The organism is Sphingobacterium phlebotomi (assembly GCF_008180195.1).
GTDB lineage: Bacteria > Bacteroidota > Bacteroidia > Sphingobacteriales > Sphingobacteriaceae > Sphingobacterium > Sphingobacterium phlebotomi.
Window position 1 is genome coordinate 43,486 of the sequence record NZ_VTAV01000022.1, and the last position, 21,834, is coordinate 65,319.

Annotated in this window: 21 protein-coding genes and 1 riboswitch; of the genes, 12 read left to right on the forward strand and 9 right to left on the reverse strand. The window is 40.8% G+C overall.

What is annotated here, in order from left to right:
- Positions 1-19: 19 nt before the first annotated feature.
- The 5 genes from FXV77_RS20380 to FXV77_RS20400 are packed head-to-tail and all read right to left on the reverse strand — an operon-like array spanning position 20 to position 7,174.
- A complete protein-coding gene (locus FXV77_RS20380) occupies positions 20-928 on the reverse strand; it encodes a helix-turn-helix domain-containing protein (protein ID WP_148921089.1) in 909 nt (302 codons plus the stop codon).
- Positions 929-955: 27 nt separating this feature from the next.
- A complete protein-coding gene (locus FXV77_RS20385; protein WP_148921090.1) occupies positions 956-1,372 on the reverse strand; it encodes a TetR/AcrR family transcriptional regulator in 417 nt (138 codons plus the stop codon).
- Positions 1,373-1,380: 8 nt separating this feature from the next.
- Positions 1,381-2,817, reverse strand: a complete 1,437-nt coding sequence (locus FXV77_RS20390; protein ID WP_148921091.1) for an efflux transporter outer membrane subunit — start codon at positions 2,815-2,817, stop codon at positions 1,381-1,383.
- 40 nt (positions 2,818-2,857) lie between these two features.
- Positions 2,858-6,022, reverse strand: a complete 3,165-nt coding sequence (locus tag FXV77_RS20395; protein WP_148921092.1) for an efflux RND transporter permease subunit — start codon at positions 6,020-6,022, stop codon at positions 2,858-2,860.
- Positions 6,023-6,067: 45 nt separating this feature from the next.
- Positions 6,068-7,174 (reverse strand): efflux RND transporter periplasmic adaptor subunit, encoded by a 1,107-nt coding sequence (locus FXV77_RS20400; protein ID WP_187444200.1) that lies wholly within the window; start codon positions 7,172-7,174, stop codon positions 6,068-6,070.
- A 505-nt stretch (positions 7,175-7,679) separates the two neighbouring features.
- Between FXV77_RS20400 and FXV77_RS20405 the strand changes: the two genes are divergently transcribed.
- The 10 genes from FXV77_RS20405 (at position 7,680) to FXV77_RS20450 (ending at position 17,399) form a co-directional block, all read left to right on the forward strand.
- The gene (locus FXV77_RS20405; RefSeq protein ID WP_148921094.1) at positions 7,680-8,246 is read left to right on the forward strand and encodes a hypothetical protein; all 567 of its coding nucleotides are present in this window, start codon (positions 7,680-7,682) and stop codon (positions 8,244-8,246) included.
- Positions 8,247-8,278: 32 nt separating this feature from the next.
- On the forward strand, positions 8,279-10,135 hold the full coding sequence (locus FXV77_RS20410) for an MGH1-like glycoside hydrolase domain-containing protein (RefSeq protein WP_148921095.1): 1,857 nt from the start codon (positions 8,279-8,281) through the stop codon (positions 10,133-10,135).
- A gap of 165 nt (positions 10,136-10,300) precedes the next feature.
- Positions 10,301-10,984 carry a 2'-5' RNA ligase family protein gene (locus tag FXV77_RS20415; protein ID WP_148921096.1) on the forward strand — a complete coding sequence of 228 codons (684 nt, stop codon included), beginning with the start codon at positions 10,301-10,303 and terminating at the stop codon, positions 10,982-10,984.
- 277 nt (positions 10,985-11,261) lie between these two features.
- The gene (locus FXV77_RS20420; protein WP_148921097.1) at positions 11,262-12,608 is read left to right on the forward strand and encodes a GH1 family beta-glucosidase; all 1,347 of its coding nucleotides are present in this window, start codon (positions 11,262-11,264) and stop codon (positions 12,606-12,608) included.
- Between the two features lie 126 nt (positions 12,609-12,734).
- Positions 12,735-13,412: a hypothetical protein gene (locus FXV77_RS20425; protein ID WP_148921098.1), complete on the forward strand. Its 678-nt coding sequence runs from the start codon at positions 12,735-12,737 to the stop codon at positions 13,410-13,412.
- 26 nt (positions 13,413-13,438) lie between these two features.
- Positions 13,439-13,532: riboswitch (TPP riboswitch) on the forward strand.
- Positions 13,533-13,603: 71 nt separating this feature from the next.
- Entirely contained in the window at positions 13,604-14,404 is an 801-nt protein-coding gene (gene thiM, locus FXV77_RS20430) for a hydroxyethylthiazole kinase (protein WP_148921099.1), read from the forward strand.
- Positions 14,401-15,036, forward strand: coding sequence for a thiamine phosphate synthase (thiE, locus tag FXV77_RS20435; RefSeq protein WP_148921100.1), 636 nt, complete (start codon positions 14,401-14,403; stop codon positions 15,034-15,036). Before thiM ends, thiE begins: the two co-directional genes overlap by 4 nt.
- Positions 15,033-15,866: a bifunctional hydroxymethylpyrimidine kinase/phosphomethylpyrimidine kinase gene (thiD, locus tag FXV77_RS20440; protein WP_148921101.1), complete on the forward strand. Its 834-nt coding sequence runs from the start codon at positions 15,033-15,035 to the stop codon at positions 15,864-15,866. Before thiE ends, thiD begins: the two co-directional genes overlap by 4 nt.
- Entirely contained in the window at positions 15,853-16,509 is a 657-nt protein-coding gene (gene tenA / locus FXV77_RS20445) for a thiaminase II (RefSeq protein WP_148921102.1), read from the forward strand. Before thiD ends, tenA begins: the two co-directional genes overlap by 14 nt.
- A gap of 314 nt (positions 16,510-16,823) precedes the next feature.
- Positions 16,824-17,399, forward strand: coding sequence for a pentapeptide repeat-containing protein (locus FXV77_RS20450; protein ID WP_148921103.1), 576 nt, complete (start codon positions 16,824-16,826; stop codon positions 17,397-17,399).
- A 184-nt stretch (positions 17,400-17,583) separates the two neighbouring features.
- Here FXV77_RS20450 and FXV77_RS20455 read toward each other — a convergent pair whose 3' ends face one another.
- Positions 17,584-18,114, reverse strand: coding sequence for an NAD(P)H-dependent oxidoreductase (locus tag FXV77_RS20455; RefSeq protein ID WP_148921104.1), 531 nt, complete (start codon positions 18,112-18,114; stop codon positions 17,584-17,586).
- 99 nt (positions 18,115-18,213) lie between these two features.
- On the opposite strand from FXV77_RS20455, the gene FXV77_RS20460 reads away from it, so the two are divergent.
- Positions 18,214-18,585: a winged helix-turn-helix transcriptional regulator gene (locus tag FXV77_RS20460; protein ID WP_148921105.1), complete on the forward strand. Its 372-nt coding sequence runs from the start codon at positions 18,214-18,216 to the stop codon at positions 18,583-18,585.
- A gap of 16 nt (positions 18,586-18,601) precedes the next feature.
- Here FXV77_RS20460 and FXV77_RS20465 read toward each other — a convergent pair whose 3' ends face one another.
- Genes FXV77_RS20465 through FXV77_RS20475 form a run of 3 tightly spaced genes read right to left on the reverse strand, consistent with a single transcriptional unit; the run spans position 18,602 to position 21,261 of the window.
- The gene (locus tag FXV77_RS20465) at positions 18,602-19,969 is read right to left on the reverse strand and encodes a sulfatase-like hydrolase/transferase (protein WP_222867840.1); all 1,368 of its coding nucleotides are present in this window, start codon (positions 19,967-19,969) and stop codon (positions 18,602-18,604) included.
- A gap of 36 nt (positions 19,970-20,005) precedes the next feature.
- Positions 20,006-20,428 carry a secondary thiamine-phosphate synthase enzyme YjbQ gene (locus FXV77_RS20470; protein ID WP_148921107.1) on the reverse strand — a complete coding sequence of 141 codons (423 nt, stop codon included), beginning with the start codon at positions 20,426-20,428 and terminating at the stop codon, positions 20,006-20,008.
- 53 nt (positions 20,429-20,481) lie between these two features.
- A complete protein-coding gene (locus tag FXV77_RS20475; RefSeq protein WP_148921108.1) occupies positions 20,482-21,261 on the reverse strand; it encodes a methyltransferase domain-containing protein in 780 nt (259 codons plus the stop codon).
- Positions 21,262-21,428: 167 nt separating this feature from the next.
- Between FXV77_RS20475 and FXV77_RS20480 the strand changes: the two genes are divergently transcribed.
- Complete coding sequence (locus FXV77_RS20480; RefSeq protein WP_262713633.1) at positions 21,429-21,764, forward strand: DUF1304 domain-containing protein; 336 nt, start codon at positions 21,429-21,431, stop codon at positions 21,762-21,764.
- The last annotated feature ends 70 nt before the right edge of the window (positions 21,765-21,834 follow it).

The window sequence follows — 21,834 nt, forward strand, 5'->3', positions numbered from 1 at the left end:
TATCCATGACCAGCAAATGCTACTGTCCATGTGCCCGCATTTCCAAGCGATAAATTTGTGGAGATTTACCAAATCGGCTTTTAAAAAATTTGCTAAATGTCCCGGAATCAAAGAAGTTTAGTTCGTACATGACGTCTTTTATAGTCTTGTTCGATATATGCAGTAACATCACTGCTTCAGCGACAACAAACTCATCCAAGATGGCCTTCGGTCCAAAACCGGTTATTTCTTTAACGACCCTGCTGAGATGCTTTCGGGAAATATACAGGTGATCAGCATAAAATTGAACGGATCGCTCTTTCTTAAACTGCCTGGAAGCTAGTCCAAAAAAATCCATTACGATTTTGCTCTTCACTTCACTATCAGAGAATGAATAGTCCGAACCTCCATGTATAAGATCTGAAATTTCATAAAACAGCAACATTAACGTCATTTTTATGATATCGCGTTGGAAGAGAGATGATTTTTCAAGCGTGTTCTTCTGATCTATATTTTTGATATAGGCCTCAAACCGCATTGCATCCTGCTCTTCCAACACAGTGAAATTGCAAAAATCATTTCTTAATGTTTCTGTTGCATATGTTTTGTAGAGTGGTAATCCTATTTCCTGGAAAAAGTCGCCACCCGTAAATAAAGTGAGAATCTCTATATCATCACTATAGTCCAAAAGCTGCAAAGCTAACATCGGCGACAAAAAAAGTAAAGTGTTATCCTGCACTTGGTATTCCTTGAAGTTCATCATTAATCTGGCGGATCCTTTCCGTATTAAACATAATCCAAAATAATCCGTGCGGATCGGCTTTTTTTTCACCTTTGACTCCAGGTCATCTTTTCCTAACTGAAAAACCAATAATCCGTCAAAAATTTGTTTCTTGACTTGAGGATGAAACACATCCTGAAAATAAACTTTTGCTATCTCTTCTACCATATTTTTGCTATGATAATGATTCCGAACTCATTTACTTTTATTTATATACTCTTCGACAAACTTCTTTTCCATTTCACCGACCGCTGATTTTAAAGCGTTGCAACGTTTCGATAGTTTATCTTCGTACTGGTAATAGGCACGCAGAACAGGATTAAATGCTATGAATACGGCCCGATAATGCACAAGCATTTCCATTTTCTGCTGCAGTATCGGTACTCCTGTTGTTTTATGATAAATATAAGCATAACATAAAGAAAGCTCACTATAAATTACCAGGGACAACAGGCCATACATTCCGCCGAAATATTCAAAAAGTCTACTTTTACTGATACCCGCTCTTTGCACGATGTCGGTGAGTTTTATTTTGTGAAACCCGACCTCTCCCAGTAACTCCTTAACGGCTATCAACGTAATAGGAATAAAAGTAGTATCCTTAACCATCATTCAAACAATTACATTACTCCGCCGCCCAAGGCTTTATATAGTGCCACTTCTGCATATAACAATTGACTCTTCACCTGCATCTGATCGAGCTCTGCTTGTAATTTTGTTTGCTGTGCAGTTAAAATCTCCAAATAAGTAGCCATATCGTTCTTAAATAAGATTTTTGCCTGCTCGATCAGTTCTTGATTACGCTTTACCAGTTGATTGTTATAGACCTGCTGGTCCTGCAAAGATGAAATCTGTTCGAGAATGGTAGAGACCTCCGTAACGGCTTGCAAGACACTTTCCTTAAATTGCAATTCTGCTTGTTCTGCCTGGATATTAGCCTGGTTATATGCTGTTTTCAATCGCCGTCCTTGGAGTAAAGGTTGCGTAAGCGAACCCGATAGCACCCCAAACAAAGACCCTGGAACATTGAACCAGTTACTTGCAGTGAAAGCGTTCAAACCACCTTCCGCCGTTATGCGTAAGGCCGGATACATATTTGCACGGGCTACTTTGACACCCGATGACGAACGTAAAAACGCATATTCCGCCTGTTTGACGTCTGGACGACGGCTTAACAAGGCCGCAGGCACTCCGGTTGCCAGATTATCCCTTAGCTGTAAATCACGAATATTCCCACGTTTAGTTAAATGTTGCGGCATTTCACCTACCAACGCGTTTAACGCATTTTCCTGAACGCCTCTGTTCTCGTCGATTACCCTAATTGCTTTCAATAGGTTATCACGGCTGTTTTCAAGTTGTTGTACCGCCAGCGACGTCGTCATTCCCAGACGTAACTGTACTTTTGTTATCTCCAGTGTGCTGTCAACAATCGCTAAATTTTGTTCACTGATAACTTTCTGCTGATCTAGCAAGAGTAAGTTATAGTAACTTTGCGCAATACCCGCAATCAAGCTCGTACGAACAGCATTGGTCGCTTCCTGAGTTTCTAAATACCCTGCCAGTGTTGCTGCCTTCTGGCTTTTGATTTTGCCCCATATATCTGCTTCCCAGGAGATGGTCAATTTGGAAGAATAATCCTCCATATAGGACTGCCCCATAAATTGGCTTGCCATAATACCATTCATACTGTTGTCCGATGGTCGCGTAATAGACGCTACTCCAGCAGAAAGATCAACGAAAGGGAGGTTACCCCATTTAGCCTGCTTCATTGTTTCTTGTGCCGACTCGATTTGCTTAATAGCAACAAGCATATTGTTATTTCTAACTAACCCACTATCAATCAATGCGATCAGCTGTTCGTCAGCAAAAAACTCGTGGTATGAAAGTGTCGCCAGCGCCTCTGTGGTGTCAATGTCTAGCTGACCATGACTATAAACAAACTCTTCCGGCACCTCTGCAGGTTGTTGCTTCGCAAGCTGTTGAGATGATCGGCACCCCGTCATGAAGCATAGCCCAAACAGGAAACCCAAAGAAACTATATTTCTTAAATTTATCATATGTTTATTCCTTCTCGATTTTTTGTATAACACCAATCTATTATTCATGTACATATTGCGACTCTTCATACTCCCATTCTTTTGGATCAATAGTTTTTCCGCGTAGACGTTCCTGTATATATTGACAGGCGACAAATAAAACAGGCGTAAAGAATACACCAAGTACGGTACCCAGCAGCATACCGAAAACGGCTGCATAGCCAATCGAATGATTACCGATAGCTGATGGACCGACGGCGAAAAGCAAAGGAAGCAGCCCCGCAATAAAAGCTAATGATGTCATCAAAATCGGACGAAGTCGGGCTTTGGCACCTTCAATAGCTGCTGCCGCCAAAGGCTTGCCACTCCTGCGTCGCTGCAAAGCAAACTCGACAATCAGGATCGCATTTTTTGCCAACAGACCAATTAACATCACCAATGCTACCTGTACATAAATATTGCTGGAAAGGTCTGCGATGGATATACCCCAAAATACACCTAGAAGCCCTACAGGAACAGCTAGTAGCACTGCAAATGGAAGGATATAGCTCTCGTACTGTGCAGCCAGCAGAAAATATACAAAGATGATACACAGTCCAAATATCATGATGGTCTGACCGGATGCCGCCCGCTCTTCTCTACTCATACCTTTCCAATCGATGGAATAGCCTTGGGGCAAAGAAGATTTACTCATCTCCTCTATAGCCTCCATGGCTTGCCCGGAACTGAAACCCGGCGCCGGCATAACCGTCAGATTTATAGCATTGAACAGGTTAAAGTGTTCCACATTTTCCGGACCGGAAACAGGTTTTAAGGTTACCACGCTTTTTATAGGAACCATCTGCCCCAGTTTATTTTTCAGACTAATCGTCTCAATAGACTTCGGATCAGCACGGAATACGGGTTCCGACTGCAATACTACCCGGTAGTATTTGCCGAAACGGTTGAAATCAGAAGCCTGCATACTACCATAATAGGCCTGCATAGCATCTAATACATCACTAACATCCAAGTTAAGCTGTTTGGCCAATGATTCATCTACTTTTAGTTCATATTGCGGGAAAGACGCATTGAATGTCGTAAATGCAAAGGCAATCTCGGGGCGTCCCATCAAACTTCCGATAAAATTGTTGGAGACGTTACTAAAAGCTTCCAACGTACCCGCTCCTCTATCTTGTATAACCACCTCTAAACCAGAGGTATTACCAAAACCGGGAACAGTGGGCATTCCGGCGACTAAAAAGCTTGTTTCATCTCGGGAGGCCAGCATACCCTGAAACTGCCCGATCAACTGATTGATATCCTGTACCTCTCCGCGTTCATGGAGGGGCTTCAAACGCAGCATCAATGCTCCGGCAGATGACGAAGTACTGAAACTCATCATATTTAAACCCGAGATATTGATGATACTTTCAATTGCCGGATGAACTTCCAACATATCTTCTGCTTTTTTCAGATTTTGACTAGTGCGGTTTAATGAAGATCCTGGAGGATCGTTTGCAATGACCATTAAAAAACTCTGATCTTCATCGGGGATAAAGCCGGTAGGCGTCGAACTAAAGGCGTACACAAATAAACCGATGAATAGTGCTAGTCCGGCAAAAGCAACTGTTTTACGCTTGACCAGGAAGATAATGGATTTAGCATAACGATTCGTTAGTTTATCAAACCCTGCGTTAAACCCGGCAAAAAAGCGTTCTTTGAATGTTGTTTTCTTTTCTTCATGATGATCATGTTGTTTTAACAAAATCGCACAAAGTGCGGGACTTAGTGTTAAGGCATTGACAGCAGAAATCAAGATCGCCATCGCCAGCGTGAGTGCAAATTGCTGATAGAAAACCCCCGTAGGCCCGTCCATAAAAGCCACCGGAAGGAACACAGCAGACATCACCAACGTGATGGATATAATGGCCCCCGTAATTTCACTCATGGCAGACATAGTCGCCGCCCGGGCATTCAATTTCTTTTTCTCCATCTTCGCGTGTACCGCCTCTACGACGACAATAGCATCATCCACTACGATACCAATGGCCAGAACGAGTGCAAATAATGTTAGCAAGTTAATAGAGAAACCAAATAACTGCATAAAAAAGAAAGTTCCGATGATAGAGACCGGTACAGCAATGGCCGGAATCAATGTAGATCGAAAATCCTGCAGGAAGATGAACACCACAATAAATACGAGTACGAATGCCTCCAATAACGTCATTATTACCTGCTCGATGGATTGATCTAACGATTCTTTTGAACTATACGGAACGGTGTACTTCATACCCGGAGGAAAAGAAGCCGCTAATTCTTCCAGTCGTTGGTTCATTGCTATTTCTACAGCATTCGCGTTAGAGCCTGCTGTTTGAAACAACGCAACCATCACAGCAGGTTTGTCGTCGTAACTCGTGGTCACGGTATTTGTATAAGAACCAAACTCGATCCGGGCAACATCTTTTAACAACAGCGAAGACCCTCCACTATTTGCTCTTAAAATAATATTCTCATATTGTTCGGGTTCTGTGTATTTACCTTCGTAGCGAATTGTATACTCAATCGCTTCTTTAGAGCTCTCTCCAAACTTCCCTGGAGCAGCATCTTTGTTCTGCGACTGTATAGCTGCTGTTATTTCTAAGGGCGTTATATCATAAGCGCTCATTTTTTGGGGATCTAACCAAACACGCATCGAATAGTCTTTGTTACCAAATACCTGTGCGTCCCCAACACCTGTTATACGTTTCAACTCGGGAACGATATTAATCTTGGCATAATTTTCCAAAAACAATTCATCCGTTGTGGAGTCTTCCGCATATAATGTCACCATGGCGACTATACTGTTTTGCCGCTTCATGGTCGAGACACCTATTTGGTTTACCTCTGGAGGCAACATGCTCGTCGCTTGTGATACCCTGTTCTGTACGTTAACGGCTGCCTGATCCGGATCGGTCCCTAATTTGAAAATAACATTGATCATCAGACTACCATCGTTGCTAGACGTGGATGTTAGGTAATCCATGTTTTCTACACCATTTATGGCGTTTTCTAATGGTGGAGCCACCGCTTTTGCAATAACTTCAGCGCTCGCACCGGGGTAGGTAGCCATAACGGTTACCGTAGGCGGAGCAATTTCCGGAAACTTTGTAATTGGTAGTGACGTCATCGAAACAACGCCCAGAATAACCAATAAGATAGATATAACGGTCGCCAATACCGGCCGTTTTATTATTTTTTTCAGCATAATTATCTAATAAAATATGACTTTTTATTTCAGCAATACGAGAGATTACTGTTGTTTGGCATTTACTACCATGCCCGGCCTAAAGAAACCCAGACCACCGTTCAGGACAGTTTCTCCTTTTTGGACGCCACTGCGGACATAGTAATCTTCGGTAGTCTTACCTACTACTTCAACTTCTACTTGTTCTACTTTGCTCTCGTTACTCAGCTTGTAGACATATATTTTGTCTTGTATAGCAAGTGTGGATTTTATAGGTACAAGCAGTACATCTTCTATTTTCTGGGCGATTTCTATTCGCCCTGTATTACCCGCTCGTAATTTTCTTTCTGGGTTGCTAAATTTTGCACGGATAGCAATAGAACCTGTATTTTTATCAAACTGCCCAGCAATGGCATCAATAACACCTTTATGATAATAGGTTTTCCCGTTGGATAGAATTAAGGTAACGGAGTCCATAGCTGTATTAGCACTTCTCTGCTCCTGAAAGTTTACAAAGGCACTCTCACTCATACTAAAATAAGCATAGACCTCATTGATATCGGTTAATAAAGTCAATGGCTCTGCAGTAGACGGACTCACCAGACTGCCTAAGCGATACGGCAAACGGCCTATAAAGCCAGATACCGGTGCCTTTATCAAACAAAAATCAAGATTGATTTTTGCGGCATTCATAGCCGCTTGCGCTTGCGCAAGGCTGGCGTGAGCCGCATCATAGGAAGCGGTTGCCTGTGTCACTTGAAGGTCGGACACTATTTTATTTTCTACGAGCTCTACTTTTCTGTCTAGATCTATTTTTATATTTTTCAAGTTCGCCACGGCCACTTCTACAGCTGCCTTCGCGGTATTATATTGTTCTAAAAAGGGGCTATCATCGATTTTAAAAAGTGATTGCCCAGCTTTGACATATGCACCCTCATCTACAAAAATCTTACTCAGATAACCTGATATCTGCGGGCGGATCTCCACATTGGTCGTTCCCTCAATAGATGCCGAATAGGTATTTGTCGAAATTCCTTCGCCGATGTCTACTTGATGGACAGACACCTCCCGTGTAGTCATGTTTTCGTTGGGCGTACCCTTGCTCTGGCATGAAATAAAGCTCACTACAACGCCTAAGCCTAAAAGGGCATTAAAACATCTTTTTAAATTCATATGTATATTAATTGTTGACGACGACAAAGATAGATAGGGAAAAACCACCCAAAAAGGCAGGAAGATTCTTCTTGTTGGCAAAAAGACGCATTTCATGTCTTCATAGATAAGCTCGCTCGCAACTGGTCTGTCAAAAAACATACTGTGATCTGGAGGTTGACTATGTAATAGTACTTTTCATAATTTAGGTTTATAATTGGTTAGTTAGTTAAAAGTCCTGAGGCTCCCCGCTTCAGGATTTTTTGTTTACCGATTTTTTCACCACAGTTACCGCGAAATCCGGGAGTCTGCATCTGCAGGCTTTGATTTTTTATATGACTTAAAAACGGAAACTTAAAGAGAACGATCCGGAATTGAAGAAGTTTTGAAAATCATTCAAGCTCAAAAAGAAGCTGTAAACGCTATATAAAGAGCCTGTTCTTTTCAAAAAAACTTGGAATGAAGGAAAAAAATCGATATCCTTACATTCTATTGGATAGTCCGTATCCTAAATCATTTCATTCATATGGATCCTATAAGTATATACTTTTTTGCACTTGCTTCAATTATCGGCATGGATAACACGAGCATTGTCGCACAGAAAACAAACATTACAATTAATCCGGTCGAGAAAACCTTGGAAGTCCATCTGGAAGACCTTTTTTCGATTATCATGACAACAGACGACAGCCTTACAGTAGCTCATGAATTACAGCAAATAGTCGAATTTCATACGAATGTCGGAAAGAAAACCGCCGAGAATTTGATCATTGAAGATATTGTTTTAAGCAAGAATGACCAGCAATTGAATGCTACTTTAAAAGGACGTTACACCGACCCTAAGGTACTTGCTGATGCTGGAATTTCTTTTGAAGCTTCGGCTACCGGCGAATTTTCAATGATAAATATTCCAGACTGGAACATTCGCTCATCCGATGCTGTTTTGAAGGGAAATTATTGGATCTGGACAGCAGATAAGCCCGTTACAATTGTGATGGAATCTTTTGAAAACATGCCGGACGAGTATCGGAAACATCGTCGCAGTATATTGCCTTACTGGGAGCAATCGCAAGTAAGGCAACCGAAAAAATAAGGAACTTATGATTATAATTATAAGAATACATCATGAGCAAAACCTTTAAGGCACCAAGACGGATAAAAACTTATTTTGTACTACTCTTCGTATTATACCTGTCTGCCTGTTCGACAGCTAGAAAATCAACATATGCAGACTTAACAGGTTATAAAACTTTAGCAATCAGCACGCTGGATTTGCAGGTGGATGAGTTTAATAGTTATGTTGATCGGCCTGCTTCTGATGGACATATCAACAAGCAGAATAACAAAGTGTTTCTCCGCGATAATATCCCACTGTTTTTGTGTTCGGACAGCAGTATCACAAAAGTATACAATTACCGCTGGTGGATGATTTCCAAACATCTCAAAGCATATGCTGATCCCCATGATAAACAGACGTACTGGGTATTTACAGAGTTCTTCGGCGATAAACCTTGGGCTACGCTCAGTGGTGCCATCCCCTGCCCCGCCGGGCATCAGTTTTACGACGTGCGCTGGCTTCGGAATCCGGAATTTTTAAAATCTTACACAGATTATTATATGTGCGGATCAGCCTCGCGCCTAAATCAGCGGGAAAATGCGAACTTCCTGACCTATACGTCGCGTCCAGAAAGTCACCATTTCTCTAGTTGGATGGTCGATGGTATAGAGGCTTTTCTCAAAGTCCATCCCGACAATGACTGGCTGCATGGCATCCTGCCTCACTTGGCTACGCACCAACAGGTCTGGGATACCCTGTTTACGGTAAGACACCCACAGGCAAAAACAGCCGGTATGTATAAATTTCTTGATCTTAACGACGGTATGGAATTTAGTCTATCTACGGTACTTGGACTTATAGAAAGTGATGGTGCTTATAGTCTTTATACCGATGACAATTGGCGTAACTATTATTTAGGCTGGGAAACGACCGATAATGCCACTCAATCTACGCATGCCAAACAGTATCCTAAGGCTTATCGGAGGGGGTATCCTGATTTCTACATGGTAAGGCCTACCCTAAACGCTTATGCCTATGCCAATCTACGTTCGTTATCTAACCTATACACTTTAGCGAATAGTAGTTTTGCTGACTTGGATACCAAAAAACAGGCAATGAAATATAAAATAAAAGCAGAGGAAATTCAAAGAAAAGTTCTTGACGTGCTGTGGAATGAAGAAGATCAGTTTTTCTATAGTTATACCGCCGGGGACAATAAATTTGGTGCACGGGACTTTGAATCACGCGTTCGCGAATCAGTGGGTTATACGCCTTGGTATTTCAATATGATCCCATTTTCGGATAATGGAAAATACGAAGGAGCTTGGCAGATGTTCGCCTCCGAAAAAGGCTTTTACAATACAGGAGGTATGACAACTGCCGAACAGCAGCATCCCTATTATAACGAGCAGGCTTATGCCTGGAACGGGCGTGGTTGGCCGTTTCAAAATTCGGTCGTGTATAAGGCGTATGCCAACTATCTGAGAAATTATAAAACGCAGGTTACAGAGCGTGATAGGCAATTGCTTTTCGATTACGTACAAAAATTAGTTGCTACGCATGGGGAACAACCCAATATAGGGGAATGGTACATTCCAAGTGAACAGGGGACATTCGGTGGTGAGAAAGATTATTTCCACTCAACATTTCCTGATATTATCATAGCGGATCTACTAGGATTTCAAGCTTTGCACCAAGACCAGTTTATTTTGCAGCCGCTACTGCCTGAAAACACTTGGTCGTATTTTTACTTGGGGAATATTGCGTACCACGGCAGAACAATCGATATCATCTGGAATAAAGATTGGGATGTGCAGAAAGAAGGAAATCAAAGTGCATTATGTATCTGGGTGGATGGTCACTTAGCTAAAACTGCCGGACGCCTAAACGATAAAGTTGTGGTAAACATTTCTCCAAGTTCTTAACACTTATCTGGGATCGGCTATAGTGAACGGTATCAAATTGAGGTGAAACGTCTTCGGTTTTAGGGGTTGGTCGATTAAAACTTCTTCAACATTCCCATCTTTTTGAAAACACCATGAGATTTTTTGTTTTGGCTTAGTATATTAGCTAACGGAATACTGATTTGCATGAACTTGACAGAACTTTACAATAATCTATATAAAAGATCGATTGACGACATCCGAAATGGGAACAATACAATTGATCGGCTGATAGACGATAAAAATGATAAAAGACGAGGTTTAACGGTCTTGATCAGACCTAACGATAACATTCAGGAAGCGATTGCTCGCTTTCAGCACAAGTTGATGCTTATCGACCAAGAGCAGTATTATCAACCGCTCCCAGATATGCACGTAACCGTACTATCCATTATTTCGTGTTACGACGATTTTGATCTTGGGCAGATAGATCCCTCAAAATATATCCGTCTTTTGGAGGAAAGTGCTAGCAATATAACGGATATGGATCTGCAGTTTCAAGGTGTGTCTGCGTCTCCCGAGGCAGTGATGATCCAAGGATTCCCTTTAAACGAAGGCCTTGAGCAATTAAGAGATCAGTTAAGAGAGAACTTTAAAGTTTCAGCATTACAGCAGACGATCGACCAAAGGTACAGGTTAACGACCGCGCATATTACGGCCGTTCGATTCCGGGAGCAAATAAAGACACCCGAGATGTTTGTAGAACGGCTGGAAAACTACAGAGATGCTGATTTTGGTTCTTTTAAAGCAAAAGAGATCGAACTTGTATATAACGATTGGTATCAAAAAAAACATATCGTAAAAACACTTCATAAAATCTCGTTACAGTAACTTCAATTTTATAGCTGTCAAGGTTATTGTTTCGCAAGAAATCCAGATTTTAGTATGATCAAAAATATCACTAGGGATTAGTAAAAATTTAATATAACATTAACCTCTAAATCATAACATTACCGTAGCTTTATACATATTAAGTTAGTTTTTAACGCAAAACGATTATATTATGAGAGCTATCTTCAACTTCTTTCAACGTTTTATGTTCCAAATGCTGATTCCTCAGTTTAGATCCTTCTATTCTCCCCTCAGATCTCATAAAGGTTAGGAGTAGATGGCTCTACTAAACAAAGAAGCCTTTGACGATGATTTTATCTGGGGCGTTTCTACAGCTGCTTATCAAATTGAGGGAGCACACAACAAAGACGGTAAAGGTCCTTCTATCTGGGATGTTTTCGTACAGAAGAAAAAACGCATATTACAAGGGCAACATGGTAATATAGCCTGCGACTTTTACCACCGATATCCAGAGGATCTGGAATTAATGCAAAGTCTGAACATATATAACCATCGGTTTTCCATTGCCTGGAGTCGAATCTTTCCTGAAGGAAACGGCCAGATCAACCAACAAGGGGTCGATTTCTATAATAAACTGATCGATCGCTCACTAGAACTAGGAATAAAATCCTGGATCACGCTATATCACTGGGATATGCCGTATGCGCTGGATAGAAAAGGTGGCTGGACAAACCGGGATGTAAAGGAGTGGTTTGGGGAATATGTAGCAACCTGCGTAAAACATTTTGGTGACCGCGTAAAAGACTGGATCGTCCTGAATGAACCTACTGTCTTTTGTGCGGCTGGTTATTTTTTCGGAATTCATGCTCCGGGAAAAAAGGGACTGGATACATTCCTTGCCGCCGCTCATCACACGGCACTTGCCCAAGCACATGGAGCAAGGATAATCAAATCGTTACAAACAGACAGCAACGTTGGCACTACGTTTTCATGCTCGCATGTACAGCCTTTTTCTTCCAAAGAAAAAGACATCCGTGCTGCCAAAAAAGCAGATCTGCTGCTCAACAGACTGTTTATCGAGCCATTGCTGGGCTTAGGCTATCCTACAGACGGTATCAAAGTACTGAATGGGATTGAAAAATACATGCAACAGAACGACGAACAGGATCTTAGATTTAACATGGATTTTATAGGCTTGCAGAACTATACCAGAGAAATCATCAAGCATTCTTACTTTGTACCCTATTTACGGGCTGAAATCGTCAGCGCTAAAAAACGTGCAGTAGAAACAACATCAATGAATTGGGAAGTTTATCCCGAATCGGTTTATCATATCTTAAAAAAATTCAGTACATACCCCAACATTCCTCCGCTGATCATAACCGAAAATGGAGCAGCTTTTCCAGACGATATGGTGAACGGACAAATAAATGACCTGAAAAGAAAGCAATATTTACAGGATGCAATTCAACAGGTATTACGCGCTAAACAAGAGGGCGTGAATGTTAAAGGTTATTTTGTATGGACATTTCTTGATAATTTTGAGTGGGCAGAAGGATATATCCCCCGCTTTGGCCTTGTATATGTCGACTTTCCTACACAACAGCGGATTGTAAAAGCATCCGGACACTGGTATGCTGGCTTTCTGAAGCCTGCGTTGTAAACGTGATTACAAATCATTTTTATAACCTTTGTCAGTTCCACAATAAATTTGATAGCCGCTATACCGTGTAGCATTCGGGTTCTATAATTCGTTTATAGTACAGTTTTAACTATACTATAAATTAACATGAAGTACATCACCATTCTCTTTGTATGCCTCTACTTGCTAGGTGCCTGCCGTAAAATGAATACCGAGCCCGAAATAATTGTGGAACCGCCGGAACCTATCGAAGTGAAATTAGACAGTATACAAGAAGGGGAAATGTACAATGTGAAAATAGGTGACCCAACGGAAAAGGTTTATGCTGATTTACGTTTTTTTGCTAAAGGGGTACAGCAAAAGCCATATTTAGCTATCACAGGATTCCTTAATGACCATATAGAGAACTTAGAAGGTCGCATCCCATTATATGGCTCTTTGATTTTCGACCAGCGACCTAGCTCTAAGAATGGTGGACAGATTTATTTCGAGGGCAACAACATTAAATCGATTTACAAGCGCGAGGGTAAAAAGCTGACGAAGTGGCCTCAAGGATCTCCATCCGCCTTGCAGGTAGGCGACCGCATAACCGACATTTATGCGAAGCTGATAAAAATAAATAATGACAAACGTTTCCGTTCACTATTTGATTATATAGGGATGTTCGAAAAAAACCTAGAGACAGATTACGATCCCTTACAGGAGAAATCCGACCTTTGGCAATTTAATTTCTCTATAGACGAAAAGCAGGTTGTACGCTTGGATCTCGTATTTGAGGAAGGGAGGCTCGTGATGGTCAGATCGAGGTATGAACGTTATCTTTAATAATATAATAATATATTGTACCTTTGTATACGCTTTAGGGGTATTCTGAAAAAGAGTTGAGAGAGTCCCTTTGAACCTGATACGGCTCACACCGACGTAGGGAAAAGCAATAAAGACTTCTTTAGTATAAGTCGCCTCTTTTTTGTTTTCGGTTTTTCCTGAAGCTATTTTTTATCTTAAAATAAAGTCTGATGGAAAAAACATGCTGGAAACACATCCAGACAGTAAGAGAACAGTCCCCCTTGGTACATAACATCACCAATTATGTCGTGATGAACAATACAGCCAACGCTTTATTGGCAATAGGCGCATCACCTGTAATGGCCCACGCTAAAGCCGAAGTCAAGGACATGACAACTATCGCAGATGTTTTACTGATCAATATTGGTACATTGGACGAATATTGGTCCGAAGCTATGCTGATTGCTGCCAAAACAGCCAATGCATTGCGTAAACCTTGGGTACTTGACCCTGTAGGTGCGGGAGCAACTCCTTACCGAAATCAAATTCTCCAAAAATTATTGCAGTACCGTCCCACGGTAATACGGGGAAATGCTTCCGAAATTTTGGCCATTGCGAAATCTAACGCCTCTGCAACCAAAGGAGTGGACAGTACCGCTTCGAGCATGGATGCTGTTCAGGCCGCCCGTAATCTTGTGAATCAATACGGCTCGGTCGTTTGTATCTCCGGAGAAACCGATATTATTGTGGATCAGAAAAATCAAACCCTACTCGTAAAAAATGGTCATCCTATGATGACCAAAGTTACTGGTCTAGGATGCACAGCATCAGCATTGACAGCGGCCTTTGTTGCTCTAGTGGAAGATAAAACAGAAGCTACAGTTACGGCAATGGCTTTACTCGGAATTGCAGGAGAACTTTCAGAAAAACAATCGTCTGGTCCAGGAACGCTACAAATGAATATAATAGACAAATTATATGCGATAACAGAAATGGAATTTGCTGAACAGCTCAACGTTTCAAGAGAATGAAAAGACAATCCTTTTTCCCCTACAAACTTTATCTGGTAATCTCCGAATCGGATTGTAAGGGCCGGAATTTACTTGAAGTAGCAGAACAGGCTATTTTAGGCGGAGCAGATATCATCCAATTACGAGAAAAAAATGATAGAACGGATACATTTATCCGCAAGGCCTTCCAATTAAAAGAAATAACTGATAAATACCAGATTCCGCTCATCATCAATGACAATCTTGAAGTTGCAAAAAAGGTTGATCCGGCGGGAATACATGTAGGAAACAATGATCTACCTCCTGTTGAAATCAGAAAACAATGGGATAATACTAAATATATAGGATACTCCATCGAGTTTCTGGAACAACTGGAAAATGAACAAGCAGCTGTTTCTGATTATCTGGGCATCAGTCCAGTTTTCAGCACGCCTACCAAAGCAGATACTATTACCGAATGGGGACTGGAAGGTATTGCAGAAATAAGACGACTAACCGATAAACCGTTGGTGGCAATAGGTAATATTCATCTGCACAATGTAAAATCGGTAGTGAATGCCGGTACGGATTGTATTGCCGTGGTCTCCGAAATATGTGGTGCGACGAATCCACAGAAAACGGCTTATGAATTAAAAAATGAAATCTTAAAATGAAAAAGTACAAATATCCAAGTGTATTAACAATTGCCGGTTTTGACGGCAGTGGCGGTGCAGGAATTCAGGCAGATATCAAGACTATTTCTGCCTTGGGCTGTTATGCTACATCTGTGTTAACCGCACTGCCGGTACAGAACACGCAGGGCGTTAAAAATATATTTCCGATTCCCATCGAAGCAGTAGCGGAACAATTAGACACGATAATGGAAGACATCATTCCCGATGCCATAAAAATAGGAATGGTACATACTCCTCAGCTTGTTGATACCATCGTAACTGTATTGCAGAAATATCCGGACATTCCGGTGGTTTTTGACCCTGTAATGGTGGCTACCAGCGGACACCCTCTTATCGAAGAAAAAACCATTGACGCAATCATCGAAAAACTTCTTCCGCTTTCAGCGGTTATTACGCCCAATATGGACGAAGCAGCTATTATTGCTAAAATAAAGGTTGAAACTGTGAAAGATATGGAACTCGCCGGCAAGAGTATGAAGCAACTGGGTTGTAAAAATATTCTGCTAAAAGGAGGCCACCAGAAAACAGCCATGATTATCTCTCTCTTATTGGATGAAAAAAATAACTATCATTCCTTCGAATTTAACAAAATTGAAACCAACAATACACACGGTTCGGGATGCACCTTATCCTCCGCTATTGCGTCGTATATGGCTCAGGGTAAAGATTTGTTTGAGGCTGTTGCGCTCGGACAGCAGTATGTTTTTAGCGCCATTCAATCCGGCGCAGATACGCAAACCGGACAGGGAAATGGTCCTTTGAATCACTTTTTCAACCCTCAAAAACTTATTAAAAATGAAATGGTCTGAACAAGCCTGGCAATCAATAGAAGAAATTTATTCGTCTGTTCTCAAAATGCCTTTTATAGAAGAATTATCCAACGGTACACTTCCTAAAAACAAGTTTCAGTTTTATATGATGCAAGACGCATTATATCTGGAGCATTTTGGAAGAGCACTTGCCTTAATCGGAGCCAAAGCCGAGGACATTAATGATGCCTTAGCTTATATGCGTTTTGCAGAAAATGCTATCGTAGTGGAGAAAGCACTGCATGAGTTTTATTTCGTGGACTTTGGAATAGCCGACAAAGGAAGCATTCAACCTGCCTGTCACCATTATATTCACTTCCTGAAAAGTACGGCAGCATTTGAAGTAACTGAAATTGCCATGGCGGCAACCCTTCCTTGCTTTTGGATTTATAAAAATGTAGGAGATCATATCATAGCGAATCATCGGCCTTCCGATAATCCATACCAGAAATGGGTTCAAACCTATGGTGGAGAAGATTTTGCTTTGGCCGTAAAAGATGCCATTGCTATCTGCGATAGAGCTGCTGAAAACGCTACAGTATCCACGAGAAAACAAATGACAGAGGCGTTTATTACTGCTTCTCGTTTGGAATATAAATTTTGGGATGCTGCTTATAAACTGAAAACATGGGAATCGTCTTGACAAACAATGACGGATAACAGCATCATGGTCTGCCAACGTTTCAAGCGGATGAAAACAAGAAAATTCGACCGCTGATCAGGCACACAATAGATCTTTTGTTAACATGTGTTAAAACTACACTAAGTATATACGAAATCCGCAAAGTTATGCTATATTTGTAGTTCATAATTAGGTTTATAATTGGTTAGTTAGTTAAAATCCTGAAGCTCCCCGCTTCAGGATTTTTTGCTTGATCGCGGTATTATATCTCTTACGAAAGAAAAATACCAGTTACAAAAAATGGCTATCTTTAAAACCTTAAAGAATACAGACAGATGCAAGATATATACATGAGCGATAAAAGCTTTGAGCGAAAGGACTTTACCCGCAACGCACTAGGCAAAGGAGAATATGAAAATTGTATTTTCAAGAGTTGTAACTTTTCGGAAAGCACACTAAGTGGACTTCGGTTTACAGATTGTACATTTGAAAGCTGTAACTTGAGCCTGGTGACGCTGAACGCGACATCGTTCCAGCATGTAAAATTCACAGGTTGCAAAATGTTAGGACTGAAATTTGATACTTGTAGCGATTTCGGACTGTCTTTCTCGTTTGACGATTGCCTGTTGGACCACTCCTCTTTTTTCAAAACAAAAATCAGAAAAACCGCTTTCAGCAATTCCCAGCTACGGGAGACTGATTTCGCAGAATGTGATTTGACTGATTCCGTATTTGAAAACTGCGATCTGGCAAATTCGTCGTTCGACGGAACGGTATTGGAAAAGGTTGACTTCAGGACAGCATACAACTATTCGATAGATCCTGAAGCAAACCGCATAAAGAAAGCTAAATTTTCCATTATCGGACTCGCCGGGTTGCTAACAAAGTATAATATCGTGATTGAAAGATAAAGTAGTTTACCGAAACATTTTCCTCTCGCCGGCTGTTAATTTGGCTGGCTTTTCAGGAAACGGTAGTTTGTTTGAATAATGCCGCCTTTTATTAAGATGTGGTGAACTGTTTTTACCAATTGGCTTGCTCCTATTGCACAGGCCAATGTATATCTACTTTTAATTTGTATGCGGCGCGTTGTTCCTACAATGCCTCCAAGAAATCTATATAACGCGGCATACTCTTTTCAATTCGCTCTGCTGTTGCACGAAACTCCATACCGTAATAGACAAAAAAGGGCTGATAGTCTGCTCGGACATATTCCCAGGTCAGTTCAAACGGGCGGGTCAACTCCTTTAGAGTGTACTTGTATTTTTCACCTGCCGCATATTCATACTCTTCTACCCCAGCGGACATTGCCAAAGCTATCTTTTTCCCAGAAACCTGATAACCACTTTTACTACCATATGCCCATCCGTGAATCAAGACCTCATCGATCCATTTTTTCAAAAGAGGAGGACAACTATGCCAATAAACCGGAAATTGAAAAACGATCGTATCGTATTGTTTTAGTAACTCTTGCTCCGCTAATACATTAATCTGCTCGTCGGGATATACCTTGTAAAGTTGATGGATAGTGTATTTTTCTGGTGCTTTTTCCAATTCGTCAACCCATCTTCTATTAATTTTTGAATTTTCTATATCGGGATGCGTAACGATAATCAATTTTTTCATTTCGCTAAAGTTTTAAAATTAACAAAACAAAAATAGCGATAATACACTTACTTTTGTATCCTAGCAACGAATTGTATGGTACTATAAAAAATGTAAGTAATGTCTCAAATTAAAGAAACATCTACCAATTATGCAAATAAACAGGCATTGGCGGACGAATGTGCGGAAGCATATGCTGCAAACATTATGGGAGGCCAATGGGCCCTGGTTATCTGTTCTTGGTTATTGAATGGCAAACTCCGTTTCGGCGAACTAAAAAAACACTTACCCAACATCACAGAACGCATGCTTACTTTGCAATTGCGCAAACTGGAAGCCAGTCATATTCTAAAAAGAACTGTTTATGCCCAGGTTCCTCCCCGTGTCGAATATGAGTTGACGGCTATCGGTTATGAACTCAGGCCGATCATTAAAGGGATGGAAGAATGGGGCGAAAAACATAAACGGGTGATGGCTACCCAAAAAGATTAATCCATCCTCATGACTCCTACTCCGCCAATGTAGAAAAAATCGGTAACGATTGCCACCACGACAAAAGAGTTTCGCTAAACCTCTTTACTAAATCAGGATGTTGTTTGGCAATATTGTCGGATTCACTTCGGTCATGCGTTAAGTCGTATAGCTCTATACTGGTTTTATCTGGATTCATCAGGAATTTCCATGATCCTTCTCTATAAGCCAATGCTGGACTTCGATTTGGAGCCTTTGGGAAGTTAAAATAAGAATTGTTCCGACCATATTCCCAAATGAGCGGCTTCTCACGAGGCGATGCTTCTCCAAGCAAAACGCCCGCTCGATTTTCACCGTCAAACTGCTCATCATTTTCCAACTCACCTCCCGCCATATCCAATAATGACGGCAAAATATCTAATGCAGAAACAATCGAAGAACTATCTACCCAATTTTTCTCCATTTTTGCTGGCCAACGGACAATAAAAGGCATGTTCGTCCCTCCCTCATATAGGGACAACTTTGTACCACGTAAACCGGCGGATCTATCTTGCCTAAAATTAGGAAGAGGCCCATTATCACTCGTAAAGATCACCAGTGTATTCTGATCCATTCCCAACGCTTTCAAGCCATCCATTAATCGTCCCAGCTGCTTATCAAATTCTTTCAGAACAGCTTCAAAACTCTTTTCTTCTCCTGGCTTACCAGGATAACGCCCTGTTTCATCATCGCCAGCCACCCACGGTGTGTGCACATCATCCGTCCAAAGATTGACGTAACATGGTTTGTCTTTATTTTCTTTCAAGAAAGACAATGTCTTATCCACAAAATACGCTGTACGGTTCCAACGTTTCACGCTATCTTGGTCACTCCAAATCCAATCTGTCGCTGTTATTGCAGGATCCGGATCAGGGCTTTCATACGTACCAGACCACGCATCAAACCCATACCTATCAAAATTAGGTGCATCGGTAACATCACGTCCACCACCTAAATGCCATTTACCAAAATGTCCCGTTGCATATCCCCTAGATTTCAATAATTTAGCAATAGTGGTCACATTCGGATTTAAGAAATCCACTTGTTCTTTTCTTCTATTATCTTCGCGCGTATTCAAGAAGGTTGTGAAATGTAGTTTAGCCGGTGATTTTCCTGTAAGAATACCCGCTCGCGATGGCGAACATACCGGAGATGCACTATAATAATTCGTAAGTCTTCCACCTTCGGCAGCAAGCTTATCGATATTAGGCGTTTTGTATTTTCCATAATAACAACTGATATCCCCAATTCCCAAATCATCCGACAAGATCAAGATAATATGGGGAGACTGGCTTTCTTGCGCTATTCCCCTAAAGGCAGATAACATAAGCAATCCACACAAAAATAATCTTAAAGGTAAATACATATACATTATTTTCAATAGTTTATAACTGTAACACTCTTATAATCCCCACGCTGTAACGATCAGATGCCTACTCCCACCATGGTCGCGGTGCTCGCAGAGATAAATACCCTGCCAAGTTCCTAAGTTGAGTTTACCATCGGTAATGGGTATCGTCACCGAACTACCCAACAACGAACTCTTCAAATGAGCAGGCATATCATCAGATCCTTCGTAATCGTGGAGATAGTCGGGATCATTCTCTGGTACTGATTTATTAAAAAAAGTTTCAAAATCCACACGCACAGTATGATCGGCATTTTCGTTGATCGTCAACGACGCGGATGTGTGTTGAATAAAAACCTGACAAATCCCCGTTTTGATAGAGCTTATTTCCGGTAAAGACCGGACAACATCGGAGGTGATGAGGTGAAAGCCTCTGGCTTTTGATGGGATGTCCAGCGAAACTTGAAAGATTTGCATAAGGATTGACTTTTAGAATATCAATATAACATTTTTTAATATGGCTTGGACATCTAGCTAAAACGTACAGACATTTTACCATAGAGCAATATGCGTTTGAAGGCATAAATAGCGGGAAACTTCTGAAATTCTTTTTCTATACGTTTTTTATATGCTGCGACAAAGATTTCTTGTTCGTTTTCGGACATCAATTCTAAGTAAGGAATCAACGCAGAACCGGAAATAAAATCGAAAAGCTTTTGCGGGTCATCTGCTATAATGGGGTAAACCTTCTGGATGATCTGAATTTCGCTTAGCCTTCCCTCAAACATGATTTGCGCATAGTCATCCATGCGTAAAACCGGCGATGTTCTTTTCCACTTATTCAAAAAATCAGAGAAGGGTTTTTCCTGCACCAAATCGTATAATATTTGGTTTAAGAAGTTTTCACTTTGTACCGGCATTTGCACGGCCAGTTGACCACCATCATTCAGCTTGGAAATTAATCTCTTAAATAACTTTTCGTGATGATCTACCCACTGCAAAGCAGCGTTGCTGAAAATCAAGTCCCATTTTGAATCATTCGTTAGAAATGTTTCTATAGATGATTGTTGAAATTGCAATTTATCATGTACAAACTTGTTTGACTCGTATAACATTTCGGAAGAAGAATCAATACCCAGAAAAGTTGTGTTTTTAAATTTTTCAGATAAGATAGAAGTCTGTTCTCCTGTACCGCATCCAATATCCACGGCATTTCTTATATCAACAGGGGAAATCATATCCATCAAATCAAAAAAAGGTTGATAGCGGATATTTTTAAATTGATTATATTTCTCAGGATTCCAAGGCATAATATTCTTATTAAAAAATAAATTTAATAAAATTTAGTCAAATAGCGGCGTTACCAAGCCAATTATAAAAAGGATGGAAGAATGGAAAAAAAAACATAAATTAGAGGTGTTAATTCTTTGAAAATATATTACATATAATTGCTATAATTCTGACCATACTTGTCGCTATAGAACACGTATATATTCTCTGGATGGAGATGTTTGCATGGGAAACCGCGGGGAAGAAGGCTTTCGGAAAGTCGCTACCTCCTGAATTATTCAAACCAACAAAAGGATTGGCTGCAAATCAGGGACTATACAATGGTTTTTTAGCGGCAGGATTGGTATGGTCATTTTTAATCAATGATCCGACGTGGTCGTTCAACATACGGGTATTTTTCCTAGGGTGTATCATTGTAGCGGCTGTTTACGGCGGCGCTACTTCATCAAAAAGCATTATCGTTAAACAAGGATTACCTGCCATCCTTGCAATGATTTTTGTACTCTTGGCAAATTATTTGTAAATCGTCAGCAAAAAGTGGACACGATATTTTAAAAACTTAAGGAGTGTTTTCATCAAAAACGTTAGATTTA

Bases quoted from the DNA above. Each gene is read 5' to 3' on its own strand.
- FXV77_RS20380 (WP_148921089.1), bottom strand. From the start codon at position 928: ATGGTAGAAGAGATAGCAAAAGTTTATTTTCAGGATGTGTTTCATCCT.
- FXV77_RS20385 (WP_148921090.1), bottom strand. From the start codon at position 1,372: ATGATGGTTAAGGATACTACTTTTATTCCTATTACGTTGATAGCCGTT.
- FXV77_RS20390 (WP_148921091.1), bottom strand. From the start codon at position 2,817: ATGATAAATTTAAGAAATATAGTTTCTTTGGGTTTCCTGTTTGGGCTA.
- FXV77_RS20395 (WP_148921092.1), bottom strand. From the start codon at position 6,022: ATGCTGAAAAAAATAATAAAACGGCCGGTATTGGCGACCGTTATATCT.
- FXV77_RS20400 (WP_187444200.1), bottom strand. From the start codon at position 7,174: ATGAATTTAAAAAGATGTTTTAATGCCCTTTTAGGCTTAGGCGTTGTA.
- FXV77_RS20405 (WP_148921094.1), top strand. From the start codon at position 7,680: ATGGATCCTATAAGTATATACTTTTTTGCACTTGCTTCAATTATCGGC.
- FXV77_RS20410 (WP_148921095.1), top strand. From the start codon at position 8,279: ATGAGCAAAACCTTTAAGGCACCAAGACGGATAAAAACTTATTTTGTA.
- FXV77_RS20415 (WP_148921096.1), top strand. From the start codon at position 10,301: ATGAACTTGACAGAACTTTACAATAATCTATATAAAAGATCGATTGAC.
- FXV77_RS20420 (WP_148921097.1), top strand. From the start codon at position 11,262: ATGGCTCTACTAAACAAAGAAGCCTTTGACGATGATTTTATCTGGGGC.
- FXV77_RS20425 (WP_148921098.1), top strand. From the start codon at position 12,735: ATGAAGTACATCACCATTCTCTTTGTATGCCTCTACTTGCTAGGTGCC.
- thiM (WP_148921099.1), top strand. From the start codon at position 13,604: ATGGAAAAAACATGCTGGAAACACATCCAGACAGTAAGAGAACAGTCC.
- thiE (WP_148921100.1), top strand. From the start codon at position 14,401: ATGAAAAGACAATCCTTTTTCCCCTACAAACTTTATCTGGTAATCTCC.
- thiD (WP_148921101.1), top strand. From the start codon at position 15,033: ATGAAAAAGTACAAATATCCAAGTGTATTAACAATTGCCGGTTTTGAC.
- tenA (WP_148921102.1), top strand. From the start codon at position 15,853: ATGAAATGGTCTGAACAAGCCTGGCAATCAATAGAAGAAATTTATTCG.
- FXV77_RS20450 (WP_148921103.1), top strand. From the start codon at position 16,824: ATGCAAGATATATACATGAGCGATAAAAGCTTTGAGCGAAAGGACTTT.
- FXV77_RS20455 (WP_148921104.1), bottom strand. From the start codon at position 18,114: ATGAAAAAATTGATTATCGTTACGCATCCCGATATAGAAAATTCAAAA.
- FXV77_RS20460 (WP_148921105.1), top strand. From the start codon at position 18,214: ATGTCTCAAATTAAAGAAACATCTACCAATTATGCAAATAAACAGGCA.
- FXV77_RS20465 (WP_222867840.1), bottom strand. From the start codon at position 19,969: ATGTATTTACCTTTAAGATTATTTTTGTGTGGATTGCTTATGTTATCT.
- FXV77_RS20470 (WP_148921107.1), bottom strand. From the start codon at position 20,428: ATGCAAATCTTTCAAGTTTCGCTGGACATCCCATCAAAAGCCAGAGGC.
- FXV77_RS20475 (WP_148921108.1), bottom strand. From the start codon at position 21,261: ATGCCTTGGAATCCTGAGAAATATAATCAATTTAAAAATATCCGCTAT.